Here is a 21,271-nt window from a genome sequence, read left to right on the forward strand (position 1 = left end):
GTGAAGCGGGGGGCCGGGTTGGGGGGGCAATTCGGCCATTGACGTGGATCCGATCCCAGACCGCCGCGGCCCGCACATTGGTTACCTGCTTCCAGCCATCAATCGCCCAAGGCAGGCGTTGAATGCCTGGGTATTTCCCCCGGCACCATTCCGGCCATACTCCCATTTTCCGGTGGAAGCATCACAGCGCCCGCCGATTTCCAGCGCGCACCGCTGACTAATGCTGGTACAGCGGCCGCGGGCCGAAGAGCGCCGTTCGCCGGGTTTGGAATCAATTGCCTCTGGTCTAGCGGCCAGGGGGCGCTCGGGTTTTCGCGCTGGCGTCTTGTCGCTTTGAATGCACTCGCCCTTCTCACTGAGAGCCAGTCCGCCCCCGCACGTGCGCCTGACGCAGTGATCGCCGATTGGTTCAAAACCGCGCTCGCAAACTTTCGGGCAGACGCGGTCGCGCCGGGCCTTGATGGCGTCGAGCAGGTCCAGGCTGGCAAACTTGGTATCGAATTTCGTCCCTGCAAACTTGTTGAAGTTTGAAACTGATTGCTGCGACGTAGCGCTCCAGTCGTCATCTGATGTTGCGGTCAAGCAGCCGACGCGGCGCAGCTCCTGCTGCACCAAATTCTTGATCTCCTCTGCCGAGCGCTCAGGTTGACTTGTTGACGGTGGAAGAGCGGCCACCTTCTGCTGGTGTTCGGCGGCAAACGGCTGAGTGATAGCCTGCTTCTCGTCGAACTTGGCAACGCTCTGTTCAGCCGCGGCTTCCATCTCCTTCCGCTTTCGTTCGGCTGCTGCCGCCTTCGCTTCCACCGCCAGCTGCAATTTCTCGGCAGCGACGCGGTCGTCCTCGGCGGCCTTAGCTGCGGCCTCCGCTTTGTCTTGCTCGGTCTTCCTGGTTTGGTCGGCCGCGAGCCGAGCCTTCTCCTCTTCAGCAATCCGGGCTCTTTCAGCAGCCGTTGCGCGCGTCTCCTCGGCGGCGACTCGATCCAACTGTCCCTGAGCGAGGCTGGCGTAAAAGCCGTCGGGATATTGAGCGAGAAACGCAGCCCAGACCGCTCGGGTCCCGACCTGGAGCGCCAGCTCATAGTCCCGCCGAGCGGCAGACTGCGGATCGGCCTGCTGCGGTGCACCTGCGGACATTGCTGGCACCAATGAAACATCTTCGCCCCCGAGAGAGCCATAGACGTAGGGCTCCTGCTTGTAGCCGGTTTTCTTAAGGACATCGTCTCGCACAAATCCAAATGCCTTACGCAAGTCGAGACCGGGCGTCGGAAGCCGCTCAACTATGGCCGCTGCAAATGGACTGTTCTTCGAATCGCCGTCCGATGCCGTTGATCCCGCCTTGGCGGCGAAGGCGATCATTGTATTCGGACTCGTTGGCTCGACCTTCGCAAGGCCGCGCCCGATCGCCCGGGAGGCCATGGTCCGCTTCATGGTCTTGGCGAATGGGTTGTCGCGACAGGCGTCAAGGATAATCAGACGTAGCTGTCTGGCAGGCTCGACGGCGAACAGCGCACGATCTAGCGCCACGGTCTCGTCTAAGACATCACTGTCGGTCTCCAGCGCGGCGTCGGTGGGGATCAGATAATTGACTCCGTCGAGCTCGATACCATGACCAGCGTAGTAGACAACCGCGATATCGGCCTCGCGCGCCCGAGCACCAAAATCGCGCAAGGCCTTCCGCATCTCGATAGCGTTGAGATCCGTCCTGATGTCGACGGACTCGAACCCGGCCTTCTTGAGCATGTCGCCGACCAGAGCGGCATCGTTCACGGGATTGACCAGCCGTGGCACGCTCTTGTACGCGGAGTTGCCGAGCACCAGCGCAACTCTATGCGCCTGAGCCGAACCTAAGCTGAGCCAGGACAGGGAAAAAAGAAGGAGATAACACAGCCGAACGGTATGCATATCTGGTCCAAATCGTCGTCCCACCACAATATTCGGAGTGCCACCCAAGACAAGTGCGGCGGCTTGACTTGGTGACTGAAACAAATGTTAGGCGGCCTCCATCGGGCGTGCCTGCTGGGATTGCGGACCAGTCCGGAGAGGACGACGCGAGGGGGCAGCCCGGCGCTCTGCGGCAAGCACCCATTGTAAGTGTAGGCAGGGGCCCGCTTCAGGGAGGCGGTGGGCCTAGAATCGTGAGACAGGGTTGGTGAACGAAAAACGCCGCCAACTGGGGCGGCGTCGAAAATGGGCGTGGTAAGTTACTTACCAGCCGTGATGCCGCCAGCCGTAGTGATGGCCGCGACCTCTACCCCATCCGTAGTGATGACCACGTCCGCCGTGATGGCCCCAGCCGTGTCCGCCGCCATGACCATGGCCTCCTTTGACTTGGATAACACCGCTGTTCGAGGTCCCCAGCGCACTTGGAGACGCTATGGGCATTGCTGACGCTGACAGTATTGAAGATAGAAAGAGAATGCTGACAGCAGACCCGGTGAAAAGTAGTCGGTTCATCGTATTCCCTCCAAGGCGACACCACCCGTCGACCGAAACAGTCAAATGGGAAAGGCTCCTGAAGTTCCGGGACAGAGCGGCATTGATGCCTTTCCAGGCGAATGCCAGCTTTGTTATCTCCCGCAGAATCCCGATCTGCCGTGTGCCATTAACCTCATTCTGCGAGACTGGGCGGTCCAGGATTCCCGTGCTTGCCATTTGGTTGTGAGTCGCCTCCATGAACAGAGACGGCTCCCCGCACTCCGCGCGACAGCGTTCTCATCTCCGCGACTCGGGAAAATCAGGCAGCTGATCGGGCCGTTTTCCGGAACCTTGCCGTCATTCGTAAGTTCTCGCATGCCGCATATGACGGCGAGGAGAACCAACAAAATGAACAAGCTTCTACTGACGACCGCGATGGTCGCGCTGATCTCGACGGGCGCGATGGCGCAGTCCACGGTCGTCACCACGACCGGCACGGGTCACACCGCTGCCGTGCAGATCGAGCCGGAATATCGCACAAAGATCCGCACTTTCGTCACCGAACACAAGGTCCGTCCCGTTGAGACGCGCGAGAAGATCGTCGTCGGTCAACCGGTGCCCCGCGAAGTCGAACTCGAGGCGGTGCCTGCCGACTGGGGTCCCTCGCTGACCAAGTACCGCTATGTTTACTCGGGCGAGCGCGTGATGCTGGTCGATCCGTCGACCCGCACGGTCGTCCAGGAGATCGACTAAGCCCTCCAGTGGCGGGTCGCTGAAAGCAGCCCCCGTCACTCCAATCCTTTCCCGCCCATACCCGATTTCTCCTTTGCGAGCGGCCGTTCATGCCGATCATTCGTTATTTCGTCTTCGTCGGCGGGCTGCTGTTGGCGCTGCTCTTCGCTGCGGATTCGTATCTGCCGGCGCCGGTCGAGCAGGCGGGCCCGTCCGAGCCAGACAGAACCATCATCCGGATCGCCTCAGCGAGAAGCCTCCCGGAGAAGATCGTGTTCGACACCCGCGCTCGCACCGATTTGCCCGCAATCGCCAAGGCCGAACCACCTGCTGAAGAACCTCAGCAGCAAGTGCGCGAAGCCATGGCTGCGGTGCCTGCAACGCCTGCCGCCGAGCCGAAGAAAGAGACGCCTGTGCGCGCGGCCGCAGCGACCCGCGCCCATCCGAAGCGCTCGGCAAAGCTACACAAAAGAACTCCCGACCGGCGTCTCGCCTTGGAGCGGCCCGACCCCTTTGCCAGCGGATGGTGGTGAGGAATGCCGGTGCGAGATGCTGTTTGTCGCGCGTCTGAACGGGGGATGGCGGATCACGGACAAGGGGCGGGCCGTGCTCGAATACGTGGAGGCCAAGTCCGCTGAGATGCAGACGGGCGGCGCTGCGCCCGGGGCGGAATCTTCAGTGTCAACGCAAGCGTCACCGCTTCTTGTGGCCAGACGAACGGGCCGCAGCCGAAGGCTGCAGCGCCGGCGAGCAGCGCGCGAGCGCGGTCGAGACAGGGCGTGCTAAGCTCGTTCTGTCCGCAGGATCATTTGGGCCAGTCGTCGCCGCGACGAAGCCAGTCTTGAGGAGCGCAACAGGAGGAAAGGATCGGCGCGTTCGTCCGCACGAAGCAAACGAAGCTTCTCGGCGCTGGTCGGTTGCCCGCCCCGTGGGCCGCAGTTCGGGCTCCACAAAACAAAACGGCCCGCTCGTGGATCCGAGCTGGCCGTTTGCCGTCGAGATTGCAATCAGTGCGTGTGAATCAGGAAGTATCCGGCGCCGCCGACGAAGATGACGGCGGGAACCGCCCACAGCAAAAGTACGGGCATGATCTTCTCCTCTATATATGCAAGCAGATTTAACGGGCCTTACGGCCGAGCACCCTGATTACTGTTCGGTGCAGACCTTCGTGGTCTTCACGGCGGACTCGGCTTCCGTCTTGGTTTTGTAGATGCCGTCGCCCACGACCGTGGTGGTCGTCGTTGTCGGCTTGCTGTCCACGACGGTGCACTTCTTGGTGCTCGCATCGCGCACGATATAGAACTCGGCCGCGCTCGCCGCCTGGGTACCCAGCGCAAAGGCGGCGAGAGCGCCGCATGCGATCAGTTTCTTCATGATGTCCTCTCCTCCAGTAGCTTCTAAGTAGTCACTGCCAACGGCGCGCGGGGCGCGAAAGTTCCCTTTCTTCCCGATGCAGAGTGCTGTCATGTTTTTGCATGTGCCAGGGCAAGGAAGAAAGCGGCCATCGCCAACTCCTGTTCGGAAGCCCGATGTGCGTCTGCACGTAGGTGCCACCAAGCTTGGTGGTGTTGCGTCCCGAACAGAAACCGTGGCGCGACTAACATATGTTATAAGCTGAGGGATTTGCCGTTAATTCCCGAAACACCAAATGTCTTTACGGGTCCTTCGTCTCTCCGCCCTAACGTGTGGACGGCCGGGACAATCTTGATGGGCTTCTTCGCGCGATTTCGTGAGTCTTTCGCTGTAGGCGATGCGAACGATCGGTTCGGCGCCTCGTTGCTCGTTGAGCAGTTCCGAGTGCTGCGCCAGCAGGTCCCGGTCCTTTACGCCGCGCTCCTGGTCAATAGCATCAGTGTCGGGCTGTTACTTCCGAATACAGTGTCGGCGTGGCTGCGATTTGCCTTGCCAGCCGCTCTCCTTGCTGCCTGTTTCTTTCGGATAGCCCAGTGGCTCCGGTTGAAGAAGACAGATTTCACGGCCGCAGAAGCCTACGGCGAGCTTGAAAAGGTCCGTCTCGCCGCCATAGTGCTCAGCTCCGGCTTCGTGATTTGGATTCTTGCGTTGTTCGTAGTGGTCGAGCCGGCACTGCGAGTGTCAGTGGCTCTTCTCCTGTTCATGGGCTGCGTCGGTACTGCATACTGCCTTGGTAGCTTCCCGCCGGCGTCTCGGCTGGTGATGTTGATTGCCGGCGCACCGATCGCGACCCTCCTGCTGCTCTCGGGCGACGGAGTCTTGGTCTCGGTCGGGATCAATCTGCTGGCGCTGCTCGCCTTGCTCGCCAGGATGATCAACACCAATTTTCGCTCTTTCGTCAAACTGGTCGAGACCCACGGGCGGCTGTCTGCCGAGGGCGAGCGCGCCCGAGCCGCAGAGCAGACCGCAACCGCGTTCGCGGAGCGCTTCGACAGGGCGCTCAACAATATGTCCCAAGGCCTATGCTTCTTCGACGATGATCAGCGCCTGATCGTCTGCAACAGGCAGTACCTCGAGATCTATGATCTGGATCCGAAGGTGGTCCGCCCTGGCATGAAGCTGAACGACATCGTCGATCTCCGCTATTCGGTCGGCAGCGCGCCGAAAATGTCGAAGCAAGATTATCTCGTCTGGCGAAACAGCGCGCCGGTAATCGCCGAAAGCTCGGATACCACCGTGGAGTTGAGCAACGGCCGGATCGTGCGGATACGGCATCGTCCGATGGAGGGAAGGGGCTGGGTCGCGACTCACGAGGACATCACTGAGCGTCATCGGATCGAGACCGCTCTTACGGAAGCCAAGGCCGCGGCCGAGCAGGCCGAAGCAGCCGCGCGGGCCGCTCACACCCACCTGACCGAAGCCCTCGATGTCGTCCCCGAAGGGCTTGCTGTGTTCGACAAGGATGATCGTCTGGTTCTGTGGAATCGTCCGTATGCCGAGCTCTACGCCGCAAGTCGCGACGCACTGGCCGTCGGCACACCTTTCGAGATCATTCTTCGCGCCGGCCTGGCGGCGGGGCAGTACCCGGAGGCCGTGGGGCGAGAAGAACAATGGCTCGCTGACCGCCTGGCCCGCCACGCGTTGCCGCACTACTCGCATGAGCAGCATCTGATTGGTGACCGCTGGATCCGGGTTGAGGAAAGGCGGACCAGCGACGGAGGCAGCATTGGAGTCCGGATCGACATCACCGACCTGAAGCGCCGCGAGGCGTCCTTCCGCCTCCTGTTCGAGGAGAACCCTCTTCCCATGTGGGTGGCGGAGGCGACCACGCGGCGCTTCCTGGCCGTGAACGGCGCGCTGTGCCGGCACTATGGCTATTCTCGCCATGACTTGCTTCTGATGTCCGAGCACGAGCTCGAATACGGCGAGCAAAAGCAAGGACAGAGCGATTTCGAGGTCCACAAGACCGCCGAGGGACGAGAGATCCAGGTCGTGATCGACTCGAGGCCGCTCCTCTACGATGGGCAGCCGGCTGATGTCAGCGTGGCCTTCGACGTAACCGAGCGAAATCGAGCACAGCAGCGGGTGAGCTATCTCGCCTGTCATGATGCTCTGACCGAGCTGCCCAATAGGGCCGCCCTGGACGAGCAACTCGGCGCCGCCATCGAACGCGCGGAGCTCACGGATGCTAGCTTCGTGGTGCTTTGCATCGACCTTGATCATTTCAAGGAGATCAACGATCGTTTTGGTCATGCGGTTGGCGACGCCGTCCTGCGCGAAGCGTCCCGGCGGCTGCAGGAGGCGGCGCAGGGCGCATACGTCGCGCGCGTTGGTGGCGACGAATTCATCGGAATTGTTGATCAGCTGCCGCTGCCTGCAACCGCTGAATTGCTCGCCACGCGGATGCGGGCGCAGTTCGAGCGTTCGATCGAAGTGGAAGGCCATGCGCTGAGGATCGACCTTTGTATCGGCGTCGCGCTGTATCCGAGAGATGCGGACAACGCCGTAGCCCTGCTGGCAAATGCGGACGCCGCGCTTTATCGCGCCAAGCATGAGGGCAGGGGATCCATTCGTCTGTTCACGAGCGCGATGGATCAGCAGCTGCGCGACCGCCGTGCGCTCGAGCACGATCTTCGAGGCGCCGTCGAGCGTGGAGAGCTATATTTGGAGTACCAGCCGCAGCAGGATCGGAAAGCCACTCTCCTGGGCTACGAGGCGCTGGTTCGCTGGCGGCATCCAGTTCGTGGCGTCGTTCTTCCAGGAGAATTTATCCCGATTGCCGAACAGAGCGGCGCTATAGCCGAGATCGACGACTGGGTCCTCATGGAAGCTTGCCTTGAAGCGGCTTCCTGGGATCAGCCGCTTCGAGTGGCGGTCAATGTCTCGGCGGCACAGTTCCGCCGCGAAAACCTCGATCGGCAGGTGCGCAAGGCGCTGCAGCACAGCGGCCTTTCAGCCGCCCGGCTGGAACTTGAAATCACGGAAGGCGTCCTGATCGAGGACGTCCCTCGCGCCAAGGGGACGATGGAGGCGCTCAAGGCACTCGGCGTCCTGATCGCGCTGGATGATTTCGGGACCGGATATTCGTCGCTTTCCTATCTCGAGGCGTTCCCGTTGGACCGGATAAAGGTTGACAGGTCTTTCGTCGCCTCTCTCGGTCAGAGCGAGCGCTCATTGGCAATTGTGCGGGCTGTGATCGGGCTTGCCCACGGGCTTGGTGTCCCGGTTCTCGCAGAAGGGATCGAGACCGAAACCCAGATGGCGCTCCTTCTCAGCGAAGGATGCGACGAGATGCAGGGATATCTGATCGGGCGCCCACGACGTCTAGCCGCAGGGCAAGAGAGGATTGCTTCTGGTCAAACGCCTTGTCGAACGGCCGCCGCTGAGTGAGCTTTGACTGACAAATTCGGCGTTGGCTCATGCGCCTGACGCAGGTGTGCCAACCAGTCTCCATACTCGCAGATACCGGATCGCCCGGAAACGGAATGCGGCCCTTCCTTTTCACTCATCCGCGCTCGTCCCCGCCGAAGGCGGGGGTGCGCCAGCACCAGCCTTGAGCCCGTCCGATCGCCGGTCTACTCCGATCCCAGTTGCTCTCGGATTTGAAGGGCGGAACGACAAGGCAAAGCTCGGACGAAATCACTCGCAAGAGTGCAGGCGCGCGTCTGCTGTTTGAATTCGCTGACGTGTCGTCAAATGCGCTGACGCGATTCCGGCCGCTCCGCGTCAGGAGCTCGGCTCGGTAGCGAGATCGCCGCCAGGCCGCCGGACGAGCAACGCGAAGACGCCAAATACCGGAATGGCAAGCAGCATCGCGACAGCCGCGGTGTCGAAGGTGATGGAAGCCGACCCGGCCGAGCGGGCAAGCAGACCCTGCAGCACAGGGAAACTGAGCATGATGGCGTAGGAAATCGTGTAGAAGACACCCATGCCGACCGCCCGGATCTCCGTGGTCAACACCTGCGCCGGCAATGTCATCATGGCGCCGCCGGGCAAGCCGGAAACGATCCCGATCAGCACGAACAGCCCGATATTGGCGTGCATGTGCGGCACCGCCACCAGCGCTCCCGCGGCGACAGCCAGGGACAGGACGATCAGGCCACCTGGCTTCGACAGTCTGGACACAATGATCCCTCCGGCCGGGATCGAGAGCAGCGACATCCACAACACGATGCTGACATAGGAGCCCGCAACACTGGCCACAAAACCCTTCTCCACGAGCAGCGCCGGACCGAAGCCGAACACGGTGGCAAAGGCCGCATTCGCAATTCCCCAGAGCACGCCGACCACCGAGATCGCCAGGAGGGCGAGCCCTCGCGGCAGTGACACGGACGCGACCGCGCCGGGCCCGGCCGTGTTGGGGATCAGGAGCACGTTCAGAAGCAGCGCGACGACAACGAGACCCAGCAGGAACGCACGGGCCTGAAGCAGCCCGAACGATTGAGCGATCGGTGGCAGGCAGACCAGCGACAATGCGATGCCGCATGGCCATGCATTGACGAACACGGCCATGGCCAGCCCAAGATTCCTGCCGGAGAACCGATCGGCGATCATCTTGGTCGCGGCGACGGTGAGCACGACACCTCCGGCTCCCGCGATCGATCTCGCCGCCAGATAACCCATCCAGCTGCCATGCAGCTCGAGGGCGCCGCCGCAGGCCATGAGGACGAGACAGAAAATGACAGATGCCCGGTCGCCGAGCCGCGAGACGACAATTCCGCCAGGGAGACACAGCAACACACCCGGCGCCAGATAGGCGCCAATGAGAACACCAAGCTGGCCGTAATCGATGTCCTGGGCCTTCAGCAGCGGCGCAAGCGAGCCCACGCTCTGGAACTGCATCCCCATGATGCAGCGCCCAAGGAAAAGCGCTGTGAGAATCAGCCACTTCTTGTCCTTCAAGGATCCCCCGGGCAACGCCAGCCTCAACCCTGCGCTTTTCCCTTGTCCGGACGCGTCCACCAGGAGGCCGTCAACTACCAGCTCGCGGGCAACGTCTTCAGCCCGCGCATGACGAACTTCGGCTTCCAATCGGGATTTTCGGTGTTGTCGATCCGCAATTCAGGAATTCGCCGGAGCAGCGTAACGACGGCTGTCTCTGTTTGCAATCGCGCAAGTTGAGCCCCGAGACAGAAGTGAATGCCGCCGCCAAACGATGAATTTCTTCCGCCATGTCGGGTGATATCGAGCTGTTCCGGCCGATCCGGATAGGCCGCCTCGTCGCGGTTGGCCGACGCCAGAAGACACAACACGTTCGCGCCCTTCGGGATCGTTTTTCCCTGGAGATCCTCGACGTCCTCGAGCGCCACGCGACCCGTGAACTGGATCGACGGCTCGTAGCGAAGAAATTCATCGACTGCGGAGCCGATCAGATCCGGCCTGTCGCGAAGCAACGCGAGTTGCTGCGGGTTTCGATGCAGCGCCAGCAAGCCGTTGCCGATCAGATTGATCGTGGTCTCGTGTCCCGCCACGAACAGCAGCATGATGCTGGCCGTCAGTTCCTCGTTCGTCAACTTGCTGCCGCTCTCCTCGGATTGCATGAGCTGCGTCGTCAGGTCATCGCCGGGACAGCGGCGGCGCTGCTCGTAGAGTCGCTCGAAATAGCTCCGGACGGTTTGAACGCGACCGTTTGCGGTCGCGAGCTCCTCGGGCGTGAATGGGGCCGACTCCAGGATTCTGACGCTGTCTTCCGAGCAGGCGTGGAAGAGCGTCCGGTCTTCCTCGGGAATTCCCAGCATGTCACAGATGATGGCGACCGGAGGATGATGGGCAAAATCCGCAACCAGATCCATTTTCCCGACGTCGAGGACAGCATCGATGGCGTCATCGACGACCTGCTGAATGCGTGGCCGCATAGCCTCGACCCGTCGAGCCGTGAACGCCTTGACGACGAGGCCGCGCAGCCTTTCATGTTGAGGCGGATCGGAGAGCAGCATCGTCCGGGACATGTGATCGAACAGCGTCTCCGCCATGATCTCAGGACCGTAGTGCCGCCGGCTGCGCTCGATGAAGTCCTTGCCGAAACGCCGATCCCTCAGGACAAAGCCGACATCGGCATGCCTGCTGATCACATAAGCGCCAAAGCGAGCCAGATGAACCGGATCGAACGCGCGCAGCCGCGCGTAATGAGAGTATGGGTCCTGGAGGAAGGCTGGCGAGAATGGATTGAAGGTCGGCTCGGTATTCTCAGGTGCTTCCAGGCTTGACATCAACAGCTCCTCACCAAGGCTGCGTGGGCAGCGCTCATGAACGGAAAAAACAAGATCTTTGATATGCACGGTGGTCACGCTGGGCTCGGCAATGTGGGGGCCCGGCATGTCCTTAGGACTGCAGCGACTGATATTGGCGCGACCGTAACACTTCGACAGTGAAGACGCACCTTCACAGCGAAATTCTAAAAATCGTAATCGCAAGCCGGAGCGAGTCCTCCACGGGGCGCGCGATGGCTTCAGACAGATCGTCCCGCAGAAGGCGCCAAAGCCGCTTGCAATGTTTAGTAAATGGTGGTTCACTAAACAAATCGAGCCTGCCGGGCCTATAGAATCCGGGTGGCGCGAGGAAACGTTAGTTTAGTTACTCAGCTCGTCACGGACTGTGTCGCTCTGCTCGAAGCATTCGAGCGGGTAGGAACGCCGCGCCATGTCGATGGCCGGCCCACTCGGAGGGAACGTGCAATGAAACGGACGATGAATACGTTTGTCGTGGCATGCGGGGCTGTTGCCGCCGCGCTCGGTGTCGCAGCGGGGACCACGCCCGCGCAGGCGCAGGGCAAGACCATCACGTTGTGCTGGGCCGCATGGGACCCGGCCAACGCGCTGGTCGAATTGTCGAAGGACTTCACCGCCAAATCGGGTATCGGCATGAAGTTCGAGTTCGTGCCGTGGACCAATTACGCCGATCGCTTCCTGAACGAGCTCAATTCGCGCGGCTCGCTGTGCGACCTCATCATCGGCGATTCGCAATGGATCGGTGGCGCCGCGGAGAACGGCCAATACGTCAAGCTCAACGATTTCTTCAAGAAGGAAGGAATCAGCATGGACGACTACATGCCGGCGACGGTGGTCGGCTATTCCGAGTGGCCGAAGAACTCGCCGAACTACTGGGCGCTGCCGGCGATGGGCGATGCGGTGGGCTGGACCTATCGCAAGGACTGGTTCGCGCGGCCGGACGTGCAGAAGGACTTCAAGGCAAAGTACGGCCGCGAGATCGGCGTGCCGAAGACGCTCGATGAGCTCAAGGACATCGCGCAATTTTTCCAGGGCCGCGACATCGACGGCAAGAAGGTCTATGGCGCCTCGATCTACACCGAGCGTGGCTCGGAAGGCATCACCATGGGTGTCTCGAACTACCTCTACGACTACGGTTTCAAATACGACGATCCTAAGAAGCCCTATGCGATGGACGGGCTCGTGAATTCGCCCGGCGCGGTGAAGGGGCTCGAAGCCTACAAGGAGCTCTACAAGTGCTGCACGCCGCCCGGCGCCTCCAACTCCTACATGTCGGAGGGACTTGATGCCTTCAAGTCCGGCCAGGTCGCGCTGCAGATGAACTTCTTCGCCTTCTTCCCGGGCCTCTACAAGGACCCGAATGTCGGTGGCGACAAGATCGGCTTCTTCGTCAATCCGGCCGGTCCCGCCGGACAGGCGACACAACTCGGCGGCCAGGGCATCTCGGTGGTGTCCTACTCCAAGAACCAGGCCGAAGCGCTGCAATACATCAAGTGGTTCTCCGGGGGGGACGTCCAGAAGAAGTGGTGGGCGCTCGGCGGCTATTCCTGCGCCAAATCGGTGCTGAACGATCCGAGCTTCCCCGGTAGCGCGCCCTTCGCCAAGGAGTTCCTGCAGTCAATGGGCATGGTCGTCGACTTCTGGGCCGAGCCGTCCTACGCCCAGTTGCTGCAGGCGGAGCAGAAGCGCGTGCACGACTATGTGGTGGCCGACAAGGGCACCGCACAGGAAGCGCTCGACGGTCTGGTGAAGGACTGGAAAGCGATCTTCAAGGAAGAAGGCAAGAAGTTCTGAAGCACGCTGGCCGGGGCGCGTGCGCTCGCGCTCCGGCCTTTCCTTCAAGATGACCGGAACAGTCGCATCGTCGACGCCGGGTGCCAGGATCGGTCGCTGCAATGAATGAATTGAGTGCCTCTTCGCGGATCACCTATCGGGCCGTCATGGTCCGGCCAGGCGTCGCGCGCCGTATCCGGGGCCTGTCGGACAGGATGCTCGCCTGGCTCTTCATCACGCCGACGATCGTGCTGCTGCTGGCGATCAACATCTTTCCGCTGCTCTGGACCATCTATCTGTCTTTCACGAATTACCGCGCCAACAGGGCCAACGTGCCGACGATCTGGCTCGGCGCCGACTGGTACCAATCGATCCTGACCGATCCGGACATCTGGGTGGCAATGCAGGTCACCGCGCATTTCGTGATCTGGACGGTGGTGATCGAGACCGTGCTCGGATTTGGCCTGGCCTATCTCATCGACAAGAAGTTCCGCGGCCATGGGATGTGGACCACGATCATCCTGCTGCCGATGATGCTGTCGCCGGCCGTGGTCGGCAATTTCTGGACGTTCCTGTACCAGCCGCAGATCGGCCTGTTCAATTACGTCGTCGCCTTCTTTACCGGCCGCGCCGCCTCGTCCTTCCAGATGCTGGGCGACGTCACGCTGAGCCCCTGGGCCATCGTCATCGTCGATGCCTGGATGTGGACGCCCTATGTGATGCTGATTTGCCTCGCCGGTCTGCGTTCGATCCCTGATTACATCTATGAGGCCGCCGAGGTCGACCGCGCGTCGAAATGGCGGCAGTTCTGGTCGATCACGCTGCCGATGGCGCTGCCGTTCATCATGCTGGCGGTGCTGTTCCGCGGCATCGAGAATTTCAAGATGTTCGACATGGTCAACCTGCTCACCGGCGGCGGGCCGGGATCGACCACCGAAGTCGCCTCGATCACGCTCAAGCGTGCCGCGTTCGAGAGTTGGCGCACCGGCTATTCCTCGGCCTTCGCGATCATCCTGTTCGTGACGGTCTTCGGTCTCGCCAACATCTACGTGAAGGCGCTGAACAAGGTGAAAAGCCGATGACATCAGTCACCACAGCCCATTCGGTCGTCGAGCCGTCGGCCACGACGCGGCGCTTTGCCGGCTCGCTCGTCGTGCTCTACGCCGTCATCACCATGATCCCGCTGGTCTGGATCATGCTCACCGCGTTCAAGTCGCCTGACGATGCGATCTCTTATCCGCCCAAGGTGTTGTTCAAGCCATCGCTCGAAGGCTTCTGCAACCTGTTCACGACGCGCTCGCGCCAGACGCCGGAGTTCATCCGCTCGCTGGGACCGCCGCAGGGGCTGTGCGACAGCATCGTGCGCGACCGCAACATGGTGGTCGCCGGTCGCTCGAATTACGTGCCGCGCTTCGTCAATTCCCTGATCATTGCGTTCGGCTCGACCGTGCTCGCCGTTGCGCTCGGCACCTTGTCGGCCTACGGCTTCTCGCGCTTCCGCGTGCCGCTGAAGGATGACCTGCTGTTCTTCATCCTGTCGACCCGGATGATGCCGCCGATCGCGGTCGCGATCCCGATTTATCTGATGTACCGCACCATCGGTTTGTCGGATACGCGACTCGGGATGATCCTGCTCTACACCTCGGTGAACGTCTCGCTCGCAGTCTGGCTGCTCAAAGGCTTCATCGACGAAATCCCGCGCGAGTACGAGGAGGCGGCGATGATCGACGGCTACACCCGCTTCCAGGCCTTCGTGAAGGTGGTGCTGCCGCAGGCGACCACGGGAATCGCGGCAACCGCGATCTTCTGCCTGATCTTCGCCTGGAACGAATACGCCTTCGCGGTGCTTCTCACCTCGGGCAACGCGCAGACCGCGCCGCCGTTCATTCCGATCATCATCGGCGAGGGCGGGCAGGACTGGCCCGCGGTGGCCGCCGGCACGACGCTGTTTCTGGTGCCGATCGTGGTGTTCACGGTCTTGCTTCGCAAGCACCTGCTGCGCGGCATCACCTTTGGAGCTGTGCGCAAATGAGCATCGATCTCGCCCCCTCCGTCGCGCGTCGTGGTGTTGCGGACCGCATTCTGCGCCGCGGTCCACTCGAAGCCATCGCGACGACGATCATCGCCGCCGGCGTGGTGATGCTGATGCAGCCATTGTCCCTGACACTTTATTCCTGGTCGTTTGCGACGACCCTGTTCGGCACGGTGATGTTCACCATCGTGTCCAAGGTAAGGGAGTAGCGCGCGATGGCACAGATCAAGGTCGAGGCGCTCGACAAATCCTTTGGCAGCTTTCATGCGGTGAAGTCTGCCAGCTTCACGGTGGAGGACGGCCAGTTCCTCTGCCTGCTCGGACCGTCCGGCTGCGGCAAGACCACCACGCTGCGCATGATCGCGGGCCTGGAGCTGCCGACGGCAGGCACCATCCGGCTCGACGGCGAGGACGTGACGATGAATCGCGCCTCGGCACGCGACATCGCCTTCGTGTTCCAGCTGTTCGCGCTCTATCCGCACATGAATGTCCGGCGCAACATCGGCTTTCCCCTGACATGCGAAGGGATCGGCGCGGCCGAACGCGACCGGCGGGTTGTAGAGGCCGCGCGCATCCTGCGGATTTCCCATCTCCTCGACCGCTCGGTGTCGGGCCTCGCCGGCGGCGACCGGCAGCGCGTCGCGCTGGGGCGGGCGATCGTGCGCAAGCCGAAGTGCTTTCTGATGGACGAGCCACTCGGTGCACTCGATACCGAGATGCGCGATGCCATGATTCATGAACTGCGGGCTCTTCATGATCGCCTGGGAGCGACCACCGTCTATGTCACCCATGACCAGCTCGAAGCCATGGCGATGGCTGACAGGATCGCGGTGATGAACAACGGCGTCGTCGAGCAGGTCGCAAGTCCGCGCGACATCTATGACCGGCCGGCTTCGCTGTTCGTTGCCGACTTCATCGGCTCGCCACCGATGAACTTCCTGCCGTTCCGTAGTGGCTTGCAGACCGGCGCAGAGGCGATCCGGCTCGGCGAGCGCGACGTGGCCATTCCGGCGGCCCGCGAGGCGATGAGGGAAAGCGAGCTCGTGCTCGGCGTGCGGCCCGAGCATGTGCGGTTCGCCGATCGCGGCATGGTGCGCGGCGAGGTCTATGGCACGGAATATCTGGGCACGATGCAGATCGTGACCGTGACGACCCATTACGGTGCGCTCAAAGCCCGCTCACCCAGCAGCCGGTCGTTTCGGACCGGCGAGACTGTCGGGCTCGAGTTCCGGCCGGATACGCTGTCGATCTTCGACAAGGCATCGGGCCGGGCGATACGCACTGCACTGCATGACGGAGGTGCGCATGGCTGAGGTCGAGATCAACGCTGTCTCCAAGGCCTTCGGCAGGACGCAGGCTCTCAGCGATCTGTCGCTGACCGTGGCCAACGGCGAATTCGTCGCATTGCTTGGGCCGACCGGCGCCGGCAAGACAACGGCATTGCGCTTGATAGCCGGATTGGAGCAGCCGGATCGCGGCGCGATCCGCATCGACGGACGCGACGTGACCGGCGATGCACCGGCCGATCGTGACGTCGCCTTCGTCTTCCAGCAATATTCACTGTATCCGCATCTCACCGTGTTCGAGAACATGGCTTTCTCGTTGCGAGCGCCGACCCGCCGCGTGGCCGAAGCCGACATTCGCGCCAAGGTGCAGGAGATCGCACGTCTGCTTCACATCGAAACCAAGCTCGACAACAAGGCGACACAGCTGTCGGGCGGGCAGATGCAGCGCGTCGCGATCGGCCGGGCGCTGGTCCGTTCGCCCTCGATCTACCTGATGGACGAGCCGCTCTCCTCGCTGGATGCCAAGCTGCGCGGCGAGTTGCGGCTCGAACTCAAGAGGATCCAGGTCGATCTCGGCGCGACGATCCTCTATGTCACGCACGACCAGACCGAGGCGATGACCATGGCCTCGCGCATCGGCGTGATCGAAGGCGGGCGGCTGATGCAGATCGGCACGCCGCGGGAGATCTACGAGAACCCGATCAACGCGCATGTCGCGGCGCGGCTGGGCCAGCCGGTGATCAATCTGCTGCCCGCGGCGCTGTTCGGCCGCGCGCCTGATGGGGTCGAGACGATTGGCGCGCGGACCGAACATTTGACGATTGCGCGCGGCGGCGGCGACATCTCGGCGACCGTCAAGCGGGTCGAGCACCTCGGCGACCAGAGCCATCTCCATCTCGATCTCGCCGGCCGACCGGTCGTGACGCTAGCGGATCCCGAGGCGGGCTTCGACGCCGGAGACGTCGTGTCGCTCCGTCTGAACAAGCCGCTGTATTTCGATGCGAACGGCGGGAGGGTAGCGGCATGAGCCTCGATCGGGATGCCAGGGAAAAATTGGTGCGAGCGCTGGCAGGCTCAGTGATTGAACACGCGGACGAGCTGACGAGCCTCGATCAGGCGATTGGCGACGGCGATCACGGGCTGAACATGAAGCGCGGTTTCGAGGCGGTGCTCGCGGCGTTGCCCGGCCTTGCCGACAAGTCGCTCCCCGAGATGCTGAAGGCGATCGGAATGACCTTGGTCATGAAGGTCGGCGGTGCGTCGGGGCCACTGGTCGGAACCTTCTTCATGGAACTGGGCAAGGCGCTTCCGGAGCAGCCGAGCCGCGCCGATCTCGTTGCGGCGACGGAGAAGGCGATCGAGGCCGTCAAGGCGCGCGGCCGTTCCGAGGCGGGACAGAAGACGCTGCTCGATGTCCTGGTGCCCGTGCACGCCGTGCTGGCGGGCGGCGGCGATGCCAAGGCGATCGCAGCCGAGGCTGCGGAAGCGGCCGATCGCACCACGCCGATGCAGGCGATTCGCGGCCGCGCGTCGTTTCTGGGCGAACGTTCCATCGGTCATATGGATCCGGGCTCGCGCTCGGCGTCGCTTCTGATCGGCGCAGCAGTCGAGACACTGGAGTTCGAGGTCAACCCATGAGCAACGTCGGAATCGTCATCGTGTCGCATTCGCCGAAGATCGCGGAAGGTGCGGCCGATATGGTGCGCCAGATGGTGGGAGACGCGGTGCCGCTGGCCTGGACCGGCGGCGATGTCGATGGCGGGCTCGGTACGAACGTCGCTGGGATTCTCGAGGCGATCGAGAACGCCTGGTCATCGGCGGGCGTCGCCATCCTCGTCGATCTCGGTGGTGCCGAGACCAATTCGGAGATGGCGGTCGAGATGCTGCCCGAAGACCGGCGCGCGCGCGTGCTGGTCTGTAATGCCCCGGTGGTCGAGGGGGCTGTGATCGCCGCGACCGAATCTTCGGGTGGCTCATCGCTGGCCGCCGTCAAGCGCAGTGCGGAGGAATTCTATGCATGATGCCAACGCCAACCGGGTGGCTCAGACGTTTGCGCCGCTGACCGCCTCGGCGGTCCTCGTCAATCCGGTCGGCCTGCACGCGCGGCCGTCGGTGAAGCTCACGCAATGCGCCAAAGGCTTTGCCGCCAAGATCGAAATTGCGCTTGCCGCCGAGGGGCCCTGGACCGACGCCAAGAGCCCGGTGAAGGTGATGCGCGTGAAGGCGCCGCAGGGCGCGACGCTGCATTTCCGCGTCGCCGGTCCCGATGGCGACGCGGCGCTCGCGGCCATGCTGGCGCTGGTGCATGACGGTTTTGGCGAGGCGTAGAATCGTGGGCGAGATCCATCTCACCGGCCATCCCGCCTCGCCTGGCCTCGCCATCGGCCCGGTCGCGGTGCTGACGAGAGAAGTCGCGAGCAGGGTGACGAAGGGCGATCCGGCTCAGGAAGCCGCAGCGCTGAAGGCGGCCATCGAGGGGGCGGCAGCCGAACTCGCTGAACTGATCGCGACGGTTCACGACGAGGCCGCGGAGATCCTGGAGTTCCAGGTCGCGATGCTGGGTGACGATGCGCTTGCGGAAAGTGCGTATGAAGCTGTGGCCACCGGCACGGCTGCGGACGAGGCCTGGCGCACGGCACTCGACGCGGAGATCGCAGGCTATCGTGCGGCGGACGAGGAGTATTTCCGGGCGCGCGCCGCGGATCTCGTCGACATTCGCGATCGCGTGCTCGCAGGATTGAGTGGTGCGGATGCGATCGCAAGGATATCAGGCGAATCCGTCGTCACCGGTGACGATATCTCGCCCTCGACGTTCCTCGCCGTCGACTGGACCCGTGGCGGTGCCATTGCGCTGGCGAGCGGGTCGCCGTCGTCGCATGTCGCGATGCTCGCGCGCTCGCGCGGTGCCCCGATGGTGGTTGGACTGGGTCCATTGCCGTGGAACGGACAGCCGCCGTCAGTGGCGCTGGTCGACGGTGACGCCGGCACCGTGATCTTCGATCCCAAGCCCGAGACGCGCCGCCTTTTCGAGGACCGCATGGCGGCGGCGAATGCTGCACAGATCGCTGCCGATGCCGGTCGTCTCAAACCGGCGCTGACGGCGGACGGCCGTCGCATCGCCGTCCTCCTCAACGTCGCTGCGCCCGAAGACGTCGAAGGCCTCGATCCCGCAATTTGCGATGGCATCGGTCTCGTGCGGACGGAGTTTCTGTTCGAAGGATCGAGGGGACTTCCCGGCGAGGATGCGCAATATGCGGTCTACCGGCGCATCCTCGAATGGGCCGCTGGACGGCCGGTCACGATCCGCACCCTCGATGCCGGCGGCGACAAGCCAATCCCCGGCGTCACGGTGGATGATGAGCGCAATCCGTTCCTGGGTTTGCGCGGGATCCGGCTGTCGCTGGCGCGGCCGGAGGTGTTTCGCGTGCAGTTGCGGGCGCTTTGCCGTGCGGCTGTCCACGGGACGCTCAAGGTGATGCTTCCGATGATCGCGATCCCTGCGGAGCTCGATCGCGCCAACGCCATGCTGGATGCGGAGTTCGCGGCACTCAAGGCTGCGGGCACCGCCTGCGCCCGTCCGTTGCTCGGCATCATGGTCGAAATCCCGTCGGCGGCGCTATGTGCAGAGGACTTCGGCGCGGCGTTCTATTCCATCGGGTCGAACGACCTGACCCAATACACAATGGCCGCGGCGCGCGACATCGGCGCTGTCGCCGATCTCAACGATGCCGGCCATCCCGCGGTGCTGGCGCTGATCGCGCGAACGGTCGAAGCCGGGCGCAAGCGCGGCGTCGAGGTCTCGCTCTGCGGCGATGCCGCGGCGGATACGCGTCTGACCAAGGCGCTGCTGTCGACAGGCTTGACGACTCTTTCGGTCTCGCCGATTGCGGTGGCCAGGCTCAAGGCCGCCATCGCCGGGGTGACTGCATGACGGATGATAACGACGAAGACACAAGCCGGCCGGGCGACAGCAATGTCGCCGACTACAAGCTGATCCTGCGGCGGGCGCTCGACAACCGGCCATCCGGAACGCGCTTGAAACTCGCGGCGGCGCTGGGCAAGAACCGCTCCTTCGTCAGCCAGATCACCAATCCGGCCTATCTGGTGCCGATTCCGGCCAAGCATGTCGCGATCATCTTCGAGGTCTGCCATCTCTCGGGCGCCGAGCGGACGGCTTTCCTCCAGGCCTATGGGCGCGCGCATCCGGGACGGCTGCGCGGTGCCCATCGCGAGGCGCGCACGCGCACGGTTACCGTGACGGTGCCGGATCTCGGCGATGACAAGAAAAATCGCGCGCTCGAGCAGCTCGTCATCGACTTTGCCGCCCAGCTTGCGCGCTACGCCGAGAGCATCGGCTGACGAATTCGGAACACAAGATAAATAATCGGGAGGACGCCATGAAAAAGCTGATCAACAGCGCCGATACGGTGCTCGAAGAGAGTCTTGACGGGTTGGCGGCAGCCCATGCCGATATCCTGCTGCTCGGTGCCGACAGGAAGTTCGTGCGCCGCCGCAATCTGAAGCCGGGCAAGGTCGCGCTGATCTCGGGCGGGGGCTCCGGCCATGAACCGCTGCATGCGGGCTTCGTCGGCCAGGGCATGCTCGACGCGGCCTGTCCGGGCCAGGTCTTCACCTCGCCGACGCCGGATCAGATGATCGAGGCCGCCGAGGCCGTCGACACCGGTGCGGGCGTGCTCTTCATCGTCAAGAATTACGAAGGCGATGTGATGAACTTCACCATGGCCGCCGAGATGGCCGGCCGCGAGGTCGCGAGCGTAGTGACCAATGACGACGTCGCGGTCGAGAAATCGACCTACACGACGGGCCGTCGCGGTGTGGCGGGCACGCTGATCGTGGAAAAGATGGTCGGCGCCGCGGCCGAAAAGGGCCTGCCGCTCGCCGCGCTCAAGACGCTCGGCGATGACGTCAACAGGCGCACCCGCTCGATGGGCGTGGCGCTGCTGCCATGCACCGTTCCGGCGGCGGGCCGGCCGAACTTCACGCTGGCCGACGACGAAATGGAAATGGGCGTCGGTATTCATGGCGAGCCGGGGCGCCGCAGGGTGCCGCTGGCATCCGCCGATGACATCGCGGCCGAGATGCTCAATGCGATCCTGGGGGATCTCGCACCGAGCAAGGGCAGCGAAGTCCTGCTTCTGGTCAACGGGTTCGGCGCAACGCCGCTGATCGAGCTGTATCTGATGGCCAACAGCGCCAAGCGCATTCTGGACGGGGCGGCGATCACGGCGACGCGATTCCTAACCGGGTCTTACGTGACCTCTCTCGACATGGCCGGAGCATCGATCACCGTCTCCGTGCTCGACGGCGCGTCAAAGGAATTGTGGGACGCCCCGGTGCATACCGCGGCGCTGCGCTGGGGCATCTAGTCGATT

Annotated in this window: 19 protein-coding genes; 15 read left to right on the forward strand and 4 right to left on the reverse strand. The window is 63.0% G+C overall.

The genetic code is table 11. From position 1 onward, the window contains the following. Positions 1–81: 81 nt before the first annotated feature. Entirely contained in the window at positions 82–1,902 is a 1,821-nt protein-coding gene (locus ACVWZ4_RS19190) for a caspase family protein (protein ID WP_456740944.1), read from the reverse strand. Between the two features lie 921 nt (positions 1,903–2,823). Here ACVWZ4_RS19190 and ACVWZ4_RS19195 point away from each other — a divergent pair. Both ACVWZ4_RS19195 and ACVWZ4_RS19200 read left to right on the forward strand, forming a co-directional pair. Then, positions 2,824–3,168 carry a DUF1236 domain-containing protein gene (locus ACVWZ4_RS19195; RefSeq protein ID WP_456736146.1) on the forward strand — a complete coding sequence of 115 codons (345 nt, stop codon included), beginning with the start codon at positions 2,824–2,826 and terminating at the stop codon, positions 3,166–3,168. 89 nt (positions 3,169–3,257) lie between these two features. After that, positions 3,258–3,680 (forward strand): hypothetical protein, encoded by a 423-nt coding sequence (locus ACVWZ4_RS19200; protein WP_456740945.1) that lies wholly within the window; start codon positions 3,258–3,260, stop codon positions 3,678–3,680. 613 nt (positions 3,681–4,293) lie between these two features. Here the strand turns inward: ACVWZ4_RS19200 and ACVWZ4_RS19205 are convergent. Further along, a complete protein-coding gene (locus ACVWZ4_RS19205; RefSeq protein WP_456699273.1) occupies positions 4,294–4,521 on the reverse strand; it encodes a hypothetical protein in 228 nt (75 codons plus the stop codon). 333 nt (positions 4,522–4,854) lie between these two features. Between ACVWZ4_RS19205 and ACVWZ4_RS19210 the strand changes: the two genes are divergently transcribed. Then, positions 4,855–7,950: an EAL domain-containing protein gene (locus ACVWZ4_RS19210; protein WP_456740946.1), complete on the forward strand. Its 3,096-nt coding sequence runs from the start codon at positions 4,855–4,857 to the stop codon at positions 7,948–7,950. A 336-nt stretch (positions 7,951–8,286) separates the two neighbouring features. On the opposite strand, the gene ACVWZ4_RS19215 is transcribed toward ACVWZ4_RS19210, so the two are convergent. Beyond that, positions 8,287–9,522, reverse strand: a complete 1,236-nt coding sequence (locus ACVWZ4_RS19215; protein WP_456742236.1) for an MFS transporter — start codon at positions 9,520–9,522, stop codon at positions 8,287–8,289. Between the two features lie 14 nt (positions 9,523–9,536). Then, positions 9,537–10,769, reverse strand: coding sequence for a cytochrome P450 (locus ACVWZ4_RS19220; RefSeq protein WP_456740947.1), 1,233 nt, complete (start codon positions 10,767–10,769; stop codon positions 9,537–9,539). A gap of 465 nt (positions 10,770–11,234) precedes the next feature. On the opposite strand from ACVWZ4_RS19220, the gene ACVWZ4_RS19225 reads away from it, so the two are divergent. From ACVWZ4_RS19225 to dhaK, 12 genes are all read left to right on the forward strand, one after another. Next, positions 11,235–12,581: an ABC transporter substrate-binding protein gene (locus ACVWZ4_RS19225; protein WP_456736142.1), complete on the forward strand. Its 1,347-nt coding sequence runs from the start codon at positions 11,235–11,237 to the stop codon at positions 12,579–12,581. 101 nt (positions 12,582–12,682) lie between these two features. Continuing rightward, complete coding sequence (locus tag ACVWZ4_RS19230; protein WP_456790306.1) at positions 12,683–13,642, forward strand: carbohydrate ABC transporter permease; 960 nt, start codon at positions 12,683–12,685, stop codon at positions 13,640–13,642. Next, a complete protein-coding gene (locus ACVWZ4_RS19235; protein ID WP_456740949.1) occupies positions 13,639–14,592 on the forward strand; it encodes a carbohydrate ABC transporter permease in 954 nt (317 codons plus the stop codon). The genes ACVWZ4_RS19230 and ACVWZ4_RS19235 overlap by 4 nt, the downstream gene beginning before the upstream one ends. Continuing rightward, positions 14,589–14,801 (forward strand): hypothetical protein, encoded by a 213-nt coding sequence (locus ACVWZ4_RS19240; RefSeq protein ID WP_456699266.1) that lies wholly within the window; start codon positions 14,589–14,591, stop codon positions 14,799–14,801. Before ACVWZ4_RS19235 ends, ACVWZ4_RS19240 begins: the two co-directional genes overlap by 4 nt. Before the next feature lie 6 nt (positions 14,802–14,807). After that, on the forward strand, positions 14,808–15,905 hold the full coding sequence (locus tag ACVWZ4_RS19245; protein WP_456740950.1) for an ABC transporter ATP-binding protein: 1,098 nt from the start codon (positions 14,808–14,810) through the stop codon (positions 15,903–15,905). After that, positions 15,898–16,905, forward strand: a complete 1,008-nt coding sequence (locus tag ACVWZ4_RS19250; protein ID WP_456699264.1) for an ABC transporter ATP-binding protein — start codon at positions 15,898–15,900, stop codon at positions 16,903–16,905. The genes ACVWZ4_RS19245 and ACVWZ4_RS19250 overlap by 8 nt, the downstream gene beginning before the upstream one ends. After that, on the forward strand, positions 16,902–17,516 hold the full coding sequence (gene dhaL, locus ACVWZ4_RS19255) for a dihydroxyacetone kinase subunit DhaL (protein WP_456740952.1): 615 nt from the start codon (positions 16,902–16,904) through the stop codon (positions 17,514–17,516). The genes ACVWZ4_RS19250 and dhaL overlap by 4 nt, the downstream gene beginning before the upstream one ends. After that, complete coding sequence (gene dhaM, locus ACVWZ4_RS19260; protein WP_456699262.1) at positions 17,513–17,899, forward strand: dihydroxyacetone kinase phosphoryl donor subunit DhaM; 387 nt, start codon at positions 17,513–17,515, stop codon at positions 17,897–17,899. Before dhaL ends, dhaM begins: the two co-directional genes overlap by 4 nt. Beyond that, entirely contained in the window at positions 17,892–18,206 is a 315-nt protein-coding gene (locus ACVWZ4_RS19265; RefSeq protein ID WP_456699261.1) for an HPr family phosphocarrier protein, read from the forward strand. The genes dhaM and ACVWZ4_RS19265 overlap by 8 nt, the downstream gene beginning before the upstream one ends. After that, entirely contained in the window at positions 18,184–19,809 is a 1,626-nt protein-coding gene (ptsP, locus tag ACVWZ4_RS19270) for a phosphoenolpyruvate--protein phosphotransferase (protein WP_456740953.1), read from the forward strand. The genes ACVWZ4_RS19265 and ptsP overlap by 23 nt, the downstream gene beginning before the upstream one ends. Then, positions 19,806–20,237 (forward strand): hypothetical protein, encoded by a 432-nt coding sequence (locus ACVWZ4_RS19275; RefSeq protein ID WP_456699259.1) that lies wholly within the window; start codon positions 19,806–19,808, stop codon positions 20,235–20,237. The genes ptsP and ACVWZ4_RS19275 overlap by 4 nt, the downstream gene beginning before the upstream one ends. Positions 20,238–20,275: 38 nt before the next feature. Further along, on the forward strand, positions 20,276–21,265 hold the full coding sequence (gene dhaK, locus ACVWZ4_RS19280; RefSeq protein ID WP_456736139.1) for a dihydroxyacetone kinase subunit DhaK: 990 nt from the start codon (positions 20,276–20,278) through the stop codon (positions 21,263–21,265). Positions 21,266–21,271: the final 6 nt, after the last annotated feature.

Source organism: Bradyrhizobium sp. USDA 4472, from assembly GCF_054058595.1.